Consider the following 15,518-nt stretch of genomic DNA (forward strand, 5'->3'; position numbering starts at 1 on the left):
GTGAATTCACCAAGGGCCGGGTAACGCCTCGTGCAGTCTTTGCCCAACCGTTCGCCGATGCGTACAACCTTTCGCTCGAACTTATGCGTCAACAGGGCATGACTCACGGGATATCCATACGCGCGAGAGTGGTGGCGGCCGGTGTCGGCGCCGGTGTTCTCCTCCCCCTCGTGGCCGCCGCCGCGCCCGCCGCCGCAGCCGCACCGGCCGTCAGCTGTACGTCCGCGAAGGCGGGCCTCGCCGCCAAGCTGAAGAAGGACATCACCGCCGCCCTGGCGAACCGCAAGGGCACGATCGGCGTCGGTGTCTACGACCGCACCACCAAGACGACCTGCACCCTGAGGCCCTCCACCGCCTTCGACTCGGCCAGCGTCGTCAAGGTGACCGTCCTCGCCACGCTGCTGTGGGACGCGAAGAAGCACAACCGCTATCTCACCGACACCGAGTCCTCGCTCGCCAAGGCCATGATCACCAAGTCGGACAACAACGCGACCAGCAAACTCTGGAAGCAGCTGGGCCTGACGAAGATCAAGGGCTTCCTCGCCGCGGCCGGTATGACCCAGACCAAGCCGGGCGCCAACGGCTACTGGGGCCTCACCCAGATCACCGTCACCGACGAGCAGAAGCTCCTCAAGCTGGTCACCGCGAAGAACACCGTCCTGAGCGACAACGGCCGCGCCTACATCCTCAAGCTGATGGGCCAGGTCGTCTCCTCGCAGCGCTGGGGGACGCCGTACGGAGTGCCGTCCGGGGTCTCCGTCGCCGTCAAGAACGGCTGGCTGGAGCGCGCCACCAACGGCTGGCGGGTGCACAGCGTCGGCGCCTTCAAGGGCGGCGGCCACGACTACGTGATCACGGTGCTCACGCACGGCAACAGCACCATGAACTACGGGATCACGACCATCCAGGGTGTCGCCAAGGCGGTCCACAAGGACCTCGCCGCTTCATGAGGCGGTCTCCCGTCCGTCACCGGCCCGCCCTAGCGTGACCTCCATGCGCCTGCGAACCGTACTCGCCACCACCTCCGCCGCCCTGGCGGCGGCCACCTGTCTGGCCGCCGCCGGGCCCGCGAACGCCGGGGCCGGGGAGGACGCCGGGAGGAAGACCGGCGAAAGCCACGCCTGTTCGCCGTCCGTCGCCCTCGACCGCTTCTCCGACGCGCTCGACAAGACGACCTACGACGGCACCTTCGTCGGCAACCTCTCCGCGCTCGCCGTGGACCGGGACGGCTCGCTCGCCGCCCTCTCCGACCGCTCCTCCCTGTTCTCCCTGGACGCGAGGACCCACCGGCCCCGCGCGGTGGTCCCGCTCGCCGACGAGAACGGCACCGCCCTCGACTCCGAGGGCCTGGCGATCGACCGGGACGGCACCCGGCTGGTCACCTCCGAGACCGAGCCGTCCATCCGCCGCTACTCCCGCGACGGCAGGATCCTCGACCGGCTCCCCGTCCCGGCCGCCCTTCAGGTGGCCCCGGCCGGCCGGGCCGTCTCCAACGGCACCTTCGAGGGGCTGACCCTGCTCCCGGGCGGGCGCACCCTGCTGGCCTCGATGGAGTACGCCCTCTCCGGCGACAGCGCGGGCATCGTCCGCTTCCAGACCTGGCAGCGGCACGGGAAGAGCTTCCGGCTCGCCGCCCAGTACGCCTACCCGGTCGACGCCGGCCTCGGCGTCCCCGAGGTCCAGGCCCTCCCCGACGGCCGCCTCCTCGTCCTGGAACGCGGCTTCACCTCCGGCGTCGGCAACACCGTCCGCCTCTACCTGGCCGACCCGCGCCGCGCGACCGACACCGGCGCCGTCGAGAACCTGACCGGCCAGAACGGCGTCCGCCTGATCCGGAAGACCCTGCTCACCGACATCGCCACCTGCCCGTCCCTGGGCGCCACGGCGAAGCAGCCCCAGCCCAATCCACTCCTCGACAACATCGAGGGCATGGTGGTCACGGGCCGGCACCAGGGCCGCCTGAAGGTCCTCCTGGTGAGCGACGACAACCAGAACGCGGTGCAGACGACCCGCTTCTACCACCTCCGGGTACGGCCGACCCCCTAGGGGCGCGGGGCCGTATCGATGTGCGGCTCCGCCGCGGGGCGCGTCCAGCCCCCACTCCGCCGCCCCGGAATTGTTGCGGAGGGATGAAATCCGCTTCGTTTCGCGTTGGTGCCTTCCGGAAGATCAGGACTGCTGACGGAGGGCACCGCGTGACACCGCAACGGGGATGGGCACACCGGCTGGCCGGATACGCCTGGCGCCACCCCAAGGACGTCGTCCTCGCGCTCGGCGCCTCCCTGGCCGGCATGGCCGTCATGGCGCTGGTCCCCCTCGCCACCAAGGTGATCATCGACGACGTGATCGTCGGCCACACCCGGGACATGGCCCCCTGGGCCGGCGCCCTGATCGCCGCGGCGGTCGTCGTGTACGTCCTCACCTACATCCGCCGCTACTACGGCGGCCGTCTCGCCCTCGACGTCCAGCACGACCTGCGGACCGACATGTTCGAGACGATCACCCGCCTCGACGGCCGCCGTCAGGACGAGCTGTCCACCGGCCAGGTCGTCGGCCGGGCCACCAGCGACCTCCAGCTGATCCAGGGCCTGCTCTTCATGCTCCCGATGACCATCGGGAACCTCCTGCTCTTCCTGATCTCCCTGGTCATCATGGCGTGGCTGTCCCTGCCGCTCACGCTGGTCGCCGTGGGCGTCGCGCCCGCCCTGTGGTGGATCGCCAAGCGCAGCCGCAGCAAGCTCCACCCGGCCACCTGGTACGCCCAGGCGCAGGCCGCCGCCGTCGCCGGTGTCGTCGACGGCGCGGTCGGCGGGGTACGCGTGGTGAAGGGCTTCGGACAGGAGGACCAGGAGACCGGAAAGCTGCGGGAGGTCGGCCGCCGCCTCTTCGCGGGCCGGCTGCGCACCATCCGCTTCAACTCCCGGTACACCCCGGCCCTCCAGGCCGTTCCCGCACTCGGCCAGGTCGCGATGCTCGCCCTCGGCGGCTGGCTCGCGGTCCGCGGTCACATCACGCTCGGCACGTTCGTCGCCTTCTCCACCTACCTCGCCCAGCTCGTCGGCCCGGTCCGGATGCTCGCCATGGTCCTCACGGTCGGCCAGCAGGCCCGCGCGGGCACGGAACGCGTCCTGGAGCTGATCGACACCGAGCCCTCCCTCAAGGACGGCACCAAGGAACTCCCCGCCGACGCCCCCGCCACGGTCGAGTTCGACGACGTCTCCTTCGGCTACGACGTCGCCGGCGGGACCAACCCCGTCCTCGCCGGGCTGAGCTTCGAGATCCGCCCCGGCGAGACCCTCGCCGTCGTCGGCTCCTCCGGCTCCGGCAAGTCGACCGTCTCGCTCCTCCTCCCGCGCTTCTACGACGTGACCCGGGGCGCCGTCCTCATCGGCGGCCACGACGTCCGCGAACTCACCCTCGACTCGCTGCGGGCCGCGATCGGCCTGGTCCCCGAGGACTCCTTCCTCTTCTCGGACACGGTCCGCGCCAACATCGCCTACGGCCGCCCGGACGCGACCCGGGAGGAGATCGAGACCGCCGCCCGCGCCGCCCAGGCCGACCGGTTCATCGCGGAACTCCCCGACGGCTACGACACCAAGGTCGGCGAGCACGGCCTCACCCTCTCCGGCGGCCAGCGCCAGCGCGTCGCGCTCGCCCGCGCCATCCTCACCGACCCGCGCCTGCTGGTCCTCGACGACGCCACCTCCGCCGTGGACGCCCGCGTCGAGCACGAGATCCACGAGGCGCTCGCCCAGGTCATGCGGGGCCGCACCACCCTCCTCATCGCCCATCGCCGCTCCACCCTGAACCTCGCCGACCGCATCGCCGTCCTGGACGGCGGCCGGCTCGCCGACCTCGGCACCCACGAGGAACTCCAGCGGCGCTCCGCCCTCTACCGCCGCCTCCTCACCGACCCGGACGAACTCGGCGGCGTCTCACCCGGCCACGCCCACCCCGCCGCCCCGGCCGAGGACACCTCCGTACGCGACGAGCTGGACGCGGAGTTCGACGCCGAGCGCGGTGTGACACCACGGCTGTGGACCGGCGACCGCGAGCCCAAGGACGCCGCCCTCGCCGGCACCCCGGCCACACCCGAGCTGCTCGCCCAGGTCGACGCGCTGCCCCCGGCGAGGGACGTCCCGGACATCGACGAGGCGCGGGCGGTCACCACCGAGGAGTCCTACGGACTGCGCAGGCTGCTGCGGGGCTTCGGCGTGCCGCTGCTGATCAGCCTCGGGCTGGTCGCCGTGGACGCCGGCATGGGCCTGCTGCTCCCGGTGATGATCCGGCACGGCATCGACGACGGCGTCACGCAGGCCGCCCTCGGCGCGGTCTGGGCCGCCTCCCTGCTGGCCCTGCTCGCCGTGTTCGTGCAGTGGGGGGCACAGATCGGCGAGACCCGGATGACCGGACGCACCGGCGAGAGGGTCCTGTACTCCCTCCGCCTGAAGATCTTCGCCCAGCTCCAGCGACTCGGACTCGACTACTACGAGCGGGAGTTGACGGGCCGGATCATGACGAGGATGACGACGGACGTCGACGCCCTCTCCACGTTCCTGCAGACCGGCCTCGTCACCGCGTTCGTCTCGGTCGTCACCTTCTTCGGCATCATGGTCGCCCTGCTGGTCCTCGACGTCGAACTCGCCCTCGTGGTCTTCGCCACCCTGCCCCCGCTGATCGTCGCCACGTTCTTCTTCCGCCGGGCGAGCGTGAAGGCGTACGAACTGGCCCGTGAGCGCGTGTCGTCGGTCAACGCCGACCTCCAGGAGTCGGTGTCCGGGCTGCGGATCGTGCAGGCCTTCCGCCGCGAGCGGGACGGCAGCCGGCGGTTCGCGGAGCGCAGCGACAGCTACCGCCGGGCGCGCATCCGGGGCCAGTGGCTGATCTCGATCTACTTCCCGTTCGTGCAGCTGCTGTCGTCGGTGGCCGCGGCGGCGGTCCTGATCGTCGGCGCGGGCCGGATCGACGCGGCGACCCTCACGACGGGCGCCCTGGTCGCCTACCTCCTCTACATCGACCTGTTCTTCGCCCCCGTCCAGCAGCTCTCCCAGGTCTTCGACGGCTACCAGCAGGCCACCGTGTCGCTGGGCCGCATCCAGGAGCTGCTCCAGGAGCCCACCTCCACCAAGGAGGCCGAGGAACCCCTCGAAGTGCTCTCCCTGCGCGGCGAGATCGCCTTCGAGGACGTGCACTTCGCCTACGGAACGGAGGAAGAGGCCCTCGGCGGCATCGACCTCAGGATCCCCGCCGGCCAGACGGTCGCCTTCGTCGGCGAGACCGGCGCCGGCAAGTCCACCCTGGTCAAGCTGGTCGCCCGCTTCTACGACCCGACCGGCGGCCGGGTCACGGTCGACGGCACGGACCTGCGCACCCTCGACCTCACCTCCTACCGCCACCGCCTCGGCGTCGTCCCGCAGGAGGCCTACCTCTTCCAGGGCACCGTCCGTGACGCCATCGCCTACGGCCGCCCCGACGCCACCGACGCCGAGGTCGAGGCGGCGGCCCGCGCGGTCGGCGCCCACGAGATGATCGCCACCCTGGAGGGCGGCTACCTCCACGAGGTCGCCGAACGCGGCCGCAACCTCTCCGCGGGCCAGCGCCAGCTGATCGCGCTGGCCCGCGCCGAACTCGTCGACCCGGACGTCCTCCTCCTCGACGAGGCGACCGCGGCCCTCGACCTCGCCACGGAGGCCCAGGTCAACCAGGCCACCGACCGCATCGCGGGCCGTCGCACGACCCTGGTGGTAGCCCACCGTCTGACGACCGCGGCCCGCGCCGACCGGGTGGTCCTCATGGACCACGGGCAGGTCGCCGAGGACGGCACGCACGACGAGCTGCTCGCGCGGGACGGGCGGTACGCCCGGCTGTGGCGGGCGTTCGTGGGGGAGGACGAGCCGGCGGCGGCCTGACGGCGTGGCCTGAAGAGGCGCGCCGCGGCAACCATCGGACACAGGTCCTGCGTCCGTACATCAGTACGCGTGTCACGCGCGGCAACCGGAGCTGTGGAAGTCACGGAAGTCACGGGAGGGACCACTGTGGACAGGGGTGCCGCGATGCGTCGGCGGCTGGCGCTCGGCGTGGCCGTGCTGACCGCCTCCGCACTGCTCGCTTTCGCCACGCCGGGGGACGCGCTGGCCGCCGGCTCGTCCTGCGCGGGGCGCAAGGTCCGGACGTTCCCGTTCTCCACCGGATCCGTCCAGATCTACAAGCAGCGCGGATACCTCTGCGCGATCACGCTGCCCAAGAAGCCCGGGACCAAGCGCCACATGATGGTCAGCGTGCAGGTGCGCGGCCTCGTTCCGGTCGTCGACGCGGGGCGGTACGCCTACCGTGCCGGGCCGGTGACCGTGCGCTCGGGCACCCGGAAGGTGTGGCTGAAGGGGGCGGTGGGCCGGGGCTCCTACGACTCCGCGGGCTGGCTCCGGCTCTGAACCGCGACCGCACCCCGTCCGAACCGCCCCTGGTGTGAACGCCGTTGCTCCGATAGCTTCCGGCGCACATCTGTTTCACAGGGGAGGGTGCATGCGCAAGGCGCTCAGATGGCTGCTCACGCTGGTGCTGCTCATAGGTACCGTCAGTACGGCAGGGGCGGCCACCGCCGCCGAGCCGGAGGCCACCGACATCAAGGACCGACTGCTCGCCATACCCGGCATGAGCCTGATCGAGGAGAAGCCCTACACCGGTTACCGCTTCTTCGTCCTCAACTACACCCAGCCGGTCGACCACCGGCACCCGTCCAAGGGGACCTTCCAGCAGCGGATCACCGTGCTGCACAAGGACGTCTCCCGCCCGACGGTCTTCTACACCGGCGGCTACAACGTCTCCACGACCCCGGGCCGCCGCGAGCCCACCCAGATCGTGGACGGCAACCAGGTCTCCATGGAGTACCGCTACTTCACGCCGTCCCGGCCCGACCCGGCCGACTGGACCAAGCTGGACATCTGGCAGGCCGCCAGCGACCAGCACCGCATCTTCAAGGCGCTGAAGAAGGTCTACCCCGAGAACTGGGTCTCCACGGGCGGCTCCAAGGGCGGCATGACCGCCACCTACTTCGAGCGCTTCTACCCGAAGGACATGGACGGCGTCATCGCGTACGTCGCCCCCAACGACGTCGTGAACAACGAGGACTCGGCCTACGACCGCTTCTTCGCCGGCGTCGGCACCAAGGCGTGCCGCGACCGGCTCAACGCCGTACAGCGCGAGGCGCTGGTGCGCCGGAAGCCGCTGGAGAAGAAGTACGCGCAGTACGCCGCCGCCGAGGGCTTCACCTTCGACACGGTCGGCAGCCTGGACAGGGCCTACGAGGCGGTCGTCCTCGACTACGTCTGGGGTTTCTGGCAGTACAGCCTGCTCTCCGACTGCGACTCCATCCCCGCGGACGCGAAGAACGCGACCGACGGCGACATCTGGACCTCGATCGACACGATCTCCGGGTTCTCCTTCTACACCGACCAGGGCCTGTCGCCGTACACGCCGTACTACTACCAGGCGGGCACCCAGCTCGGCGCCCCGACGATCAAGTTCCCGCACATCGAGAAGAAGTACATCCGCTACGGCTACCAGCCGCCGCGGAACTTCGTGCCGCGCGACATCTCGATGAGGTTCCAGCCGAACGCGATGCGTGACGTGGACTCCTGGGTGAAGCGCAACGCCCGCCACATGCTCTTCGTCTACGGCCAGAACGACCCGTGGGGCGCGGAGCCGTTCCGCCTCGGCAAGGGCGCGAAGGACTCGTACGTCTTCACCGCCCCGGGCCTCAACCACGGCGCGAACGTGGCCGGTCTGGTCGCCGACCAGAAGGCGCTGGCCACGGCGAAGATCCTGAAGTGGGCCGGGGTCGCGTCCCCGGCCGTCCAGTCCGACCCGTCGGCGGCCAGGCCGCTGGCCAGGTTCGACAGCAGGCTGGACGTGCGTGACGTGGAGCGTGAGCCCACGCTGCGTCCGTAGCCGGGCGGCAACTCCGGTGCTGCGCCCGGCCGTCGGTCCCTCAGTGGATCACACCGGCCGGGCGCAGCCCACCTTGTGCTCGCCGCCCAACTGGACGTACAGGGCCGTCGACAGCGGGCACTGGGCACGCTGGTCGACCGCCTTGGTCACCTGGTGCTCGGGCTTCCTCTCGCCCTTGCCGTCGCAGGCCGTCTCGCGGACCTGGCCGCCGCCGAGGCCGTAGACGCAGTCGCCGACGATGGTGCGCGGCCCGCCCCCGCCGCCCGGGTCGCCGGGATGCGGCGGACCCAGGTTGCGCATACAGGCGTAGCCCTGCGGGATCGCCCCGTCGCCGTCCTCGTCGGACCCCTGGCTCTGTTCGCTGATGTGCAGCACGAAGTCCGTGGTCCCCGGGCACCGCCCGTCGCCGGCCGTGCCGTCGCGGCGGGCCACGACCCGGGCCGCCGCCCGCTCACCGTCGCACGCGACCTCGGTGAAACTGGTGGTGCCGAAGGAACTGCACTCGTCGACCGCGAGGAACACCGCGCCGTACCCGGAGGTCCGCGACGGCGACGGCGACACCGCGGTGCCCGGCCCGCCGCCCGCGTCGGACGCGGGCTCCGAACACCCCGTCACCAGGGCGACCAGCAGCGCCGACAGCGCGCACACCACCCCCACGGACCATCTCTCGCGCATCGCCATCCCCCCGGAAACCCCGCCCAGCGTGACCCGCCGAAGCGGGCACACGCCAGACAAACAGGGTGTTTTGAGCCTTTCGGGGGTGGTGCGCCGGTTGCGTGACGTACGCGTGCTACGCCCCGGGCGCTACGGCCGCTCTACCTTCTGTACGACAGCCCGTGGCCGACCGGATAGAGCACCCGCGCCGGGTCGTCCGCCCGCTGCACCGGCACCGGCAGCCTGCCGCGCGGTGCCACCCGTCCCGCGATCACCCGGGCGGCGGCCCGCAGTTCGACGTCCGTCCAGGAGTAGGTGGCCAAGCAGGCGGACACGGAGGGGAGGTGGGCCACGTCGTACGGGTTGCGGATCGCGACCGCCACCACCGGCTTCCCGGTCGCCACGAGGTGCTCGACGAGGGTCTTCTGACCACTGGCCGCGGTGACGTTGTACGTCCCCACCACCACCGCGTCCACGTCCGCCGCCGCCGCGACGGCCTGGGCGATGACGGTGGCGGAGGGCGCGGTGCCCGTCGACAGCGCGGTGGCCGTGAAGCCGAGTGCGGTGAGCGCGCCAGCCAGCACCGAGGTGGGCGGCCCGGTCGTCCCGGACGGCGAGGCGGGATCGGCCCCGACGACGAGCACCGACCGATGCGTACGCCGGGACAGCGGCAACAATCGCCCCTCGTTCACCAGCAGTGTCGTGGTCCGCTCGGCGATCCGGTCGGCCGCCGCCAGATGCGCCGGGACGCCGACGGTGCCGGTGACCTGGGCCCGGCTGACGTAGGGCTTCTCGAACAGCCGCAGCTTCGCCTTCAGCCGCAGCACCCGCAGCACCGACTCGTCGAGCCGCGCCTCGGTGAGCTCCCCGTCCCGTACGGCCTTCAGGACGGCGTTCCACGCGATGTCCAGGGAGGGCGGGTTGAGGAGCTGGTCCACGCCGGCCTTCAGGGCGAGCACCGGCACGCGGTCGTCGCCGTACTTGGTCCGCACGCCCTCCATGCCGAGCGAGTCGGTCACCACCAGCCCGTCGTAGCCGAGTTCCTCGCGGAGGATGCCGGTGAGGATCGGACGGGAGAGGGTGGCCGGGTCGCCGGAGTCGTCGAGCGCCGGGACCATGAGGTGGGCGGTCATGATCGAGTCGATGCCGGCGCGGATCGCGGCGCGGAAGGGCGGCGCGTCGAGCTGTTCCCACTGGGCGCGGGTGTGGGTGATGACCGGGAAGCCGTAGTGGCTGTCGACGGCGGTGTCGCCGTGGCCGGGGAAGTGCTTGGCGGTCGCCGCGACGCCCGCCCGCTGGTACCCGGCGACCTCGGCGGCCACCAGGCCGGCCACCGCGTCCGGCTCGGACCCGAAGGACCGCACCCCGATCACCGGGTTGGCCGGGTTGACGTTCACGTCGGCGACGGGGGAGTAGTTCTGCCGGATCCCCAGCGCGCCCAGCTCCTGCCCGGCGATCCGGCCGAGGGCGCGGGCGTCGGTCCGGGACGCGCCGGCGCCGATCGCCATCGCGCCCGGGAGGAGGGTGGCGGGCTTCCCGACCCGGCAGACGATGCCGTGCTCCTGGTCGGTGGAGACCAGCACGGGCAGCCCGCGCGGCTGTTCCAGGGACACGCGCTGGATCCCGTTCGACAGGTCGGCGATCTGGTGGGGGTCGCGGGTGTTGTGCGCCCAGGTGAAGTAGATGATCCCGCCGACCCGGTACCGGGCGATCAGCTCGGCCGCCGTGCGGACGCCGAGCTCCTTGAGGTTGGCGTCGATGTCGGCCTGGTCGGGGGCGGTCGCGGAGTGGCCGTAGACCCGGCTCACGAAGAGCTGGCCGACCTTCTCCTCCAGGGTCATCCGGGAGACGAGGGCGCGGAGCTTCTGGTCGGGGGTGCCGGCGTGGGCGGTGCCACCGGTCGCCAGGGCGGCGGTGACGCCGGCGGAGGCGGCGAGGACGGTACGTCTGGAGGGCACGTGCGCTCCTTCCGGAGGTTGATCCACTGAAGGAAACTTCCGTGGAGTCAGCAATATCCGGGAAGTTTCTGCCAGTCAAGGGAAGGCGCACGGAGGGCGCGGAAGAGGGGCCGCCATCGGCGCTGTTGGAGGGGGGCGCGCCGATGACGGTGTGCTGCCGGCCGTGGCGCGGCGGAGAGGGTAGGTCAGCGTTCGCAGCCAGCAGCGAGGCCGACACCGCACCACGGTGACTCTCCGACAGCTTGCGGGTTGGACGGGGGCGCCGGGCGGGGGGTTCCCGGTTTCCCGAAGTCGGTACGGGTGGGATCGAGGGGGCGGGAGGGTCCGACGGCGGTGTCGCCACGCTCCTGCGTCCGCTCCGTTCGGACGACCCGGAGGGCTTCGCCGCAGGGGCAAGGAGTGTGACCGCTTGGAGGCCTGCGCGGCCCCGTCGGGCGCGGAGATCACGTCCTGCGGCGACCGTCGCATCGTGATGCCCTTCGCGGTGGCCGGACCGCGCGCGCCGGGAATCTCGTTCGACGACCCGGGCTGCGTAGGCAAGACTTTCCCCGGTCTCCACGAGGAGTTCGGGGCGCTGTGCGCACGGCTGTGAAGGACGGCGAGAGTGGGCTACAAGCTTGAAGGGCCGCTCCTGGAGGGGGCGTTGGTCCGCCTGGAACCGCTGGAGCGGCGGCACGCGGCCGACCTGGCGGTGGCGGCGGAGCAGGACCGGGGAACCTACGCGTTCACCTGGGTCCCGCGCGCCGCCGAGCTCGACGACTACGTCACCGCGCAGCTCGCCCGCGCGGCCACGGGAATCCTCGCGCCCTACGCCCAGATCTCGACCCGCACCGGGCGGGCGGTCGGCGTCACGGCCTACTGGGAGCCCCGCTGCTGGCTGGCGGACGACCACCTCGACGCCGTCGAGGTCGGCTTCACCTGGCTCGCCCGCTCCGCCCAGGGCACCGGCATCAACGCCGAGGCCAAACTCCTGCTCTTCCGCCACGCCTTCGAAGAGTGGGGCGTCGCCCGCGTCGACCTCAAGACCGACGCCCGCAACGCCCGCTCCCGGGCCGCCATCGAGAGCGTCGGCGCCCGCTTCGAGGGCGTCCTGCGCAACTGGTCCCGCTCCTGGGCCCCGGGCGAGGAGAACCACCTCCGGGACTCCGCGATCTTCTCTCTCACGGCGACGGAGTGGCCGGCGTGCCGGGGGCGGCTGGAGGAGCGGGTGGCGGGGTTCCTGGCGCGCGGGTAGCGGGCCGTGGGGCCCCCGAGATGCTGGGCGACCCGCCGTTCACCTGGTGGGACCGACCGTCCGGCTGCTGGATCCGAGGGGCGCCCCGCCTGGCAACTCCGCCGCGGATGCCGCCAGTTGCTCCCGTACCGCCCGCAACACCGGATCCCCCTCCGCCCCCGCCCGCACCGCCGCGAAGACGTTCCGGGCCGGCGGGTCCCCCTCCGTCGTCAGCAGGGTCACGCGGCGGTGGGCGTAGAGGGGGCGGGCCAGGCGGGGGATCAGGGCGACGCCGTGTCCGGCCTCCACCAGCGCGGCCAGCGCACCCCAGTCGTCGACCGCGTGCCGGATGTCCGGGGTGAAGCCCGCCGCCGCGCAGACCGCCCGCGCCACCGCACCGCAGCAGCTCCGCGCGTCCCCGACGATCCACGCCTCGGTCGCCAACTCCCGCAGCGCCACCGGGCCGCCCCGACCGGCGAGGCGGTGGCCGGCCGGGACGGCGAGGTCCAGGACGTCCGCGAGGAGGTCGACGCGGCTGTAGCGGCGGTCGGTGTGCGGTGGCGCCGCCGCGAAGTCCACCGCCACCGCCACGTCGACCTCGCCCGCGTCGAGCGCGGTGAACAGGTTGGGCGGTTCCGCCTCCACGACGTCGACGCGGACGTGGGGGAGACGCTCGCCGAGGGTGCCCAACGCGGCCGGCAGCAGCCCCAGGATGCCGCTGGAGAAGCAGCCGATCGTCACCGCGCCCCGGCCGCCCGTCTCGTACGCCGCCAGGTCGGCCCGCGCCCGCTCCAGCTGGGCGGCGATGAGGTCGGCGTGGGCGAGCAGGACACGGGCCTGCCCGGTCAGCCGTACCCCCCGGCCGTCCCGTTCCGTCAGCGGTACGCCTGCCTCCCGGGCCAGTGCCGCGAGCTGCTGGGAGACCGCCGAGGGCGTCAGCCGCAGCGCCTCGGCCGTCCTCGCCAGGCTGCCCCGGCGCCGCAGCTCCCGCAGGACGGTCAGCCGGCGCAGATCGACGGTGAAGGTCTCGCTTACCTGTTCCACCGTAAAAGATTAACTGGACCTGGAGGAAGGGGATCGGGGACGATCGGGCCATGACCGCCTACCTCATCCTGCACGGCTGGCAGAACCACCGGCCCGAGGACCACTGGCAGCACTGGCTCGCCGACCGGCTCACCGCACTCGGCCACCAGGTCGTCTACCCCCAGCTGCCGGATCCCGACGACCCCGACCTGGACGTCTGGCTGGCCGAGCTGACCGGCCACCTGGCCGACCTCGACCGCACGGGGGAGCGGGTCGTCCTCGCCCACAGCGCGTCCGCCCTGATGTGGCTGCACGCCGCCGCCCGGGGCATGCCGGGCCTCGCGGACATCGACCGGGTGCTCCTGGTCGCCCCGCCCTCCCCCGTGGTGGTGGCCGGCTACCCGGAGGTCGTCACCTTCGTCCCGCCGCCCCTGGACTTCACCCTGCCCGGGCCCACCCGCCTGGTCGCCGGCGACGACGACCCGCACTGCGCGGAGGGGGTCGGGCCGCTCTACGGCGACCCGCTCGGCATCCCCACCGACATCCTCCCCGGCGCCGGCCACCTCGACCTCCCGGCCGGGTACGGACCCTGGCCGGCCGTACTGGACTGGTGCCTCGACCCGACGGCGAAGCTCACGGTCCGGGAGGCCTGACGTCCGCGGATTCCCGCTCTACGCCGACTCGTTGAGCAGCCGTGCCAGGTGGTCGTGGCCCGCGCCCAGCAGGTCGGACAGCGGGGCCGCCGCCTCGTACCACCGCTTCTCGTACTCCCAGCACAGCCAGCCGTCCCAGCCGTTGCGGGACAGCACGTCGACGCACTCGGTGAGGGGGAGCACCCCGGCGCCGAGCCGGAGCGGGGTGGTGTCCTCGGCCGAGGCGATGTCCTTGACCTGGACGTAGCCGAGGAACGGGGAGAGGGCCGCGTAGGTCTCCGAGGGCTGCTCGCCGCCCAGCCAGGTGTGCATGACGTCCCAGAGCGCGCCGACGTGACGGTGGCCGACCGGGCCGAGGACACGGATCGCGTCGGCGCCGGTGCGGTGCGAGTCGTGGGTCTCCAGCAGGATCCGGACGCCGAGGCCGGCGGCGTACTCGGCGGCCGTGCCCAGCCGCCGGGCGGCCGTGGCGTCGGCCTCCTCCCGGCTCTGCTCGGGTGCCGCGCCGGGAAAGACCCGGACGAAGGGGGCGCCCACGTCACGGGCCAGGTCCAGCAGCCTGCGGATCTCCTCGATCACGACGGCGTCGTCCCCCGGCGCCGCGACCCGCGCGTATCCCGCGATCCCCAGCACCTCCACGCCCGCCGCCTTGAACTCGGCGACCACCTCCGCCCGCCGGGCGAGATCGAGACCGGGATGGACCGGCTCCTCCGGATCCGCGCGCAGTTCGACCCCGTGATAGCCGTGGGTGGTCGCGAGCCGCAGCACGTCGGAGAGGGGCAGGCCGGGGACACCGAGGGTGGAGAACGCCAGTTTCATGGTCCCCACTCTCACTCGCCGGTGCGGGTGAGGTCCAGGCGCCAGTCCTGGCCGATCAGGTCCTTTCCGAAGGAACGGTGGGGTTCCTCGGCGACGAGGAGGAACCTGTGACGCCGGTGGATGCGGCGGCCGTCAACGGCCGTCAACGGTCACCAACGGCCCGTTCAGTCCCGCGGCGCCCCCGAAGACCCCCGCACCATCAGCTCCCCCCGGACCGTGGAGATCCCTCCCGGCGGCGGCTCCTCCCGCCCCATCGCGATCCGCCCGGCCCGGGCCCCCGCCTCCGCCAACGGCAGCCGAACCGTCGTGAGGGAGGGCACCGCGTCGATGCTGAAGGGCAGGTCGTCGAACCCGGCCACGGACACGTCGTCCGGGATCCGCAGCCCGGAGTCCCGCAGGGCCGCGCACGCCCCCAGCGCGACGGAGTCGTTCGCGGCGACCACGGCCGTCAGCGACGGATCCCGCCGCAGCAGCTCCAGCGTGGCCTCGTAGCCCGACTGGCGGTCGTAGCGGCCCCACACCGTCCACCGGGGGTCCTCCTCGATGCCGTGGGCCGCCAGTGCCACCCGGTGGCCCTCAAGGCGGTGCCGGGTCGTCGTGCGTTCCTCGGGCCCGGCGATGTAGCCCAGCCGCCGGTGCCCGAGCCCGATGAGGTGCTCGGTGAGTTCCCGTCCGCCCCCGCGGTTGTCGAAGGTCAGCGCGATGGCCTGGGTCTCCGGCGCGGGTGGCCGCCCGCACAGCACCACGCGCGTCCCCGCGTCGGCGAGCTTGCGCAGCTTGGAGGACATGGCCGCCGCGTGCGGTACGTCCTCCACGGCGCCGCCGGTGAGCACGACCGCCGCCGCCCGCTGCCGCTGGAGCAGGGTGAGATAGGTCAGCTCGCGCTCCGGGGAGCCCCCGGTGTTGCAGACGACCGCCAGCCGCTCGCCCCCGGCACGCCCGCCCGGTCCGCCGATCTCGGCCTGGATCGCGCTCGCCATGATCCCGAAGAAGGGGTCGGCGATGTCGTTCACCAGGATGCCGACCAGGTCGGAGGTGGCCGCGGCCAGGGAGCTGGCCGGGCCGTTCAGCACGTAGTCCAGATCGTCCACGGCCCGCAGCACCCGTTCCCGGGTGGAGGCCGCGACGGGGTAGTTCCCGTTGAGCACGCGCGACACCGTCGCGGGGGAGACCTGGGCGCGGGCCGCCACGTCCGCCAGGGTCACCGTCATGTCGTCGTCCTCCGGTCGCGCATCTCGTCGTACCTCGTTG

The 15,518-nt window shown here is 72.4% G+C and carries 12 protein-coding genes and 2 pseudogenes; 8 read left to right on the forward strand and 6 right to left on the reverse strand.

Annotated features, from left to right (window positions below; translation table 11 throughout):
• Nucleotides 1-98 precede the first annotated feature (98 nt).
• From ACZ5VD_RS02025 to ACZ5VD_RS02045, 5 genes are all read left to right on the forward strand, one after another.
• Complete coding sequence (locus ACZ5VD_RS02025) at nucleotides 99-950, forward strand: serine hydrolase (protein ID WP_468550521.1); 852 nt, start codon at nucleotides 99-101, stop codon at nucleotides 948-950.
• 43 nt (nucleotides 951-993) lie between these two features.
• Nucleotides 994-2,046 (forward strand): esterase-like activity of phytase family protein, encoded by a 1,053-nt coding sequence (locus ACZ5VD_RS02030; RefSeq protein WP_468680226.1) that lies wholly within the window; start codon nucleotides 994-996, stop codon nucleotides 2,044-2,046.
• Nucleotides 2,047-2,195: 149 nt separating this feature from the next.
• The gene (locus ACZ5VD_RS02035) at nucleotides 2,196-5,909 is read left to right on the forward strand and encodes an ABC transporter ATP-binding protein (RefSeq protein ID WP_468680227.1); all 3,714 of its coding nucleotides are present in this window, start codon (nucleotides 2,196-2,198) and stop codon (nucleotides 5,907-5,909) included.
• Nucleotides 5,910-6,053: 144 nt separating this feature from the next.
• Nucleotides 6,054-6,431, forward strand: coding sequence for a hypothetical protein (locus ACZ5VD_RS02040; protein ID WP_468550518.1), 378 nt, complete (start codon nucleotides 6,054-6,056; stop codon nucleotides 6,429-6,431).
• 91 nt (nucleotides 6,432-6,522) lie between these two features.
• Nucleotides 6,523-7,947 carry a S28 family serine protease gene (locus tag ACZ5VD_RS02045; RefSeq protein WP_468550517.1) on the forward strand — a complete coding sequence of 475 codons (1,425 nt, stop codon included), beginning with the start codon at nucleotides 6,523-6,525 and terminating at the stop codon, nucleotides 7,945-7,947.
• A gap of 48 nt (nucleotides 7,948-7,995) precedes the next feature.
• Here ACZ5VD_RS02045 and ACZ5VD_RS02050 read toward each other — a convergent pair whose 3' ends face one another.
• Both ACZ5VD_RS02050 and ACZ5VD_RS02055 read right to left on the reverse strand, forming a co-directional pair.
• A complete protein-coding gene (locus tag ACZ5VD_RS02050) occupies nucleotides 7,996-8,622 on the reverse strand; it encodes a hypothetical protein (protein ID WP_468550516.1) in 627 nt (208 codons plus the stop codon).
• A gap of 140 nt (nucleotides 8,623-8,762) precedes the next feature.
• Nucleotides 8,763-10,559, reverse strand: coding sequence for a glycoside hydrolase family 3 protein (locus ACZ5VD_RS02055; RefSeq protein WP_468550515.1), 1,797 nt, complete (start codon nucleotides 10,557-10,559; stop codon nucleotides 8,763-8,765).
• A 388-nt stretch (nucleotides 10,560-10,947) separates the two neighbouring features.
• Here ACZ5VD_RS02055 and ACZ5VD_RS02060 point away from each other — a divergent pair.
• Nucleotides 10,948-11,151, forward strand: a pseudogene (locus ACZ5VD_RS02060) (3-phosphoshikimate 1-carboxyvinyltransferase); the annotation flags it as partial.
• 12 nt (nucleotides 11,152-11,163) lie between these two features.
• On the forward strand, nucleotides 11,164-11,793 hold the full coding sequence (locus tag ACZ5VD_RS02065) for a GNAT family N-acetyltransferase (protein WP_468680229.1): 630 nt from the start codon (nucleotides 11,164-11,166) through the stop codon (nucleotides 11,791-11,793).
• 39 nt (nucleotides 11,794-11,832) lie between these two features.
• Here ACZ5VD_RS02065 and ACZ5VD_RS02070 read toward each other — a convergent pair whose 3' ends face one another.
• Nucleotides 11,833-12,816 (reverse strand): LysR family transcriptional regulator, encoded by a 984-nt coding sequence (locus tag ACZ5VD_RS02070; protein WP_468680231.1) that lies wholly within the window; start codon nucleotides 12,814-12,816, stop codon nucleotides 11,833-11,835.
• Between the two features lie 50 nt (nucleotides 12,817-12,866).
• Between ACZ5VD_RS02070 and ACZ5VD_RS02075 the strand changes: the two genes are divergently transcribed.
• Nucleotides 12,867-13,448, forward strand: coding sequence for an RBBP9/YdeN family alpha/beta hydrolase (locus ACZ5VD_RS02075; protein WP_468550512.1), 582 nt, complete (start codon nucleotides 12,867-12,869; stop codon nucleotides 13,446-13,448).
• Nucleotides 13,449-13,466: 18 nt separating this feature from the next.
• On the opposite strand, the gene ACZ5VD_RS02080 is transcribed toward ACZ5VD_RS02075, so the two are convergent.
• The 3 genes and pseudogenes from ACZ5VD_RS02080 to ACZ5VD_RS02090 form a co-directional block, all read right to left on the reverse strand.
• Complete coding sequence (locus ACZ5VD_RS02080; RefSeq protein ID WP_468550511.1) at nucleotides 13,467-14,267, reverse strand: sugar phosphate isomerase/epimerase family protein; 801 nt, start codon at nucleotides 14,265-14,267, stop codon at nucleotides 13,467-13,469.
• Nucleotides 14,268-14,278: 11 nt separating this feature from the next.
• Nucleotides 14,279-14,395 (reverse strand): annotated as a pseudogene (locus tag ACZ5VD_RS02085) (MarR family transcriptional regulator); the annotation flags it as partial.
• Nucleotides 14,396-14,431: 36 nt separating this feature from the next.
• A complete protein-coding gene (locus ACZ5VD_RS02090) occupies nucleotides 14,432-15,478 on the reverse strand; it encodes a LacI family DNA-binding transcriptional regulator (protein WP_468550510.1) in 1,047 nt (348 codons plus the stop codon).
• Between the last annotated feature and the right edge of the window lie 40 nt (nucleotides 15,479-15,518).

It is taken from the genome of Streptomyces sp. NPDC032822 (genome assembly GCF_055578825.1).

Coding starts and splice junctions, on each gene's coding strand:
- ACZ5VD_RS02080 (WP_468550511.1), bottom strand. CDS start 14,267: ATGAAACTGGCGTTCTCCACCCTCGGTGTCCCCGGCCTGCCCCTCTCC.
- ACZ5VD_RS02045 (WP_468550517.1), top strand. CDS start 6,523: ATGCGCAAGGCGCTCAGATGGCTGCTCACGCTGGTGCTGCTCATAGGT.
- ACZ5VD_RS02030 (WP_468680226.1), top strand. CDS start 994: ATGCGCCTGCGAACCGTACTCGCCACCACCTCCGCCGCCCTGGCGGCG.
- ACZ5VD_RS02040 (WP_468550518.1), top strand. CDS start 6,054: ATGCGTCGGCGGCTGGCGCTCGGCGTGGCCGTGCTGACCGCCTCCGCA.
- ACZ5VD_RS02050 (WP_468550516.1), bottom strand. CDS start 8,622: ATGCGCGAGAGATGGTCCGTGGGGGTGGTGTGCGCGCTGTCGGCGCTG.
- ACZ5VD_RS02075 (WP_468550512.1), top strand. CDS start 12,867: ATGACCGCCTACCTCATCCTGCACGGCTGGCAGAACCACCGGCCCGAG.
- ACZ5VD_RS02025 (WP_468550521.1), top strand. CDS start 99: ATGACTCACGGGATATCCATACGCGCGAGAGTGGTGGCGGCCGGTGTC.
- ACZ5VD_RS02090 (WP_468550510.1), bottom strand. CDS start 15,478: ATGACGGTGACCCTGGCGGACGTGGCGGCCCGCGCCCAGGTCTCCCCC.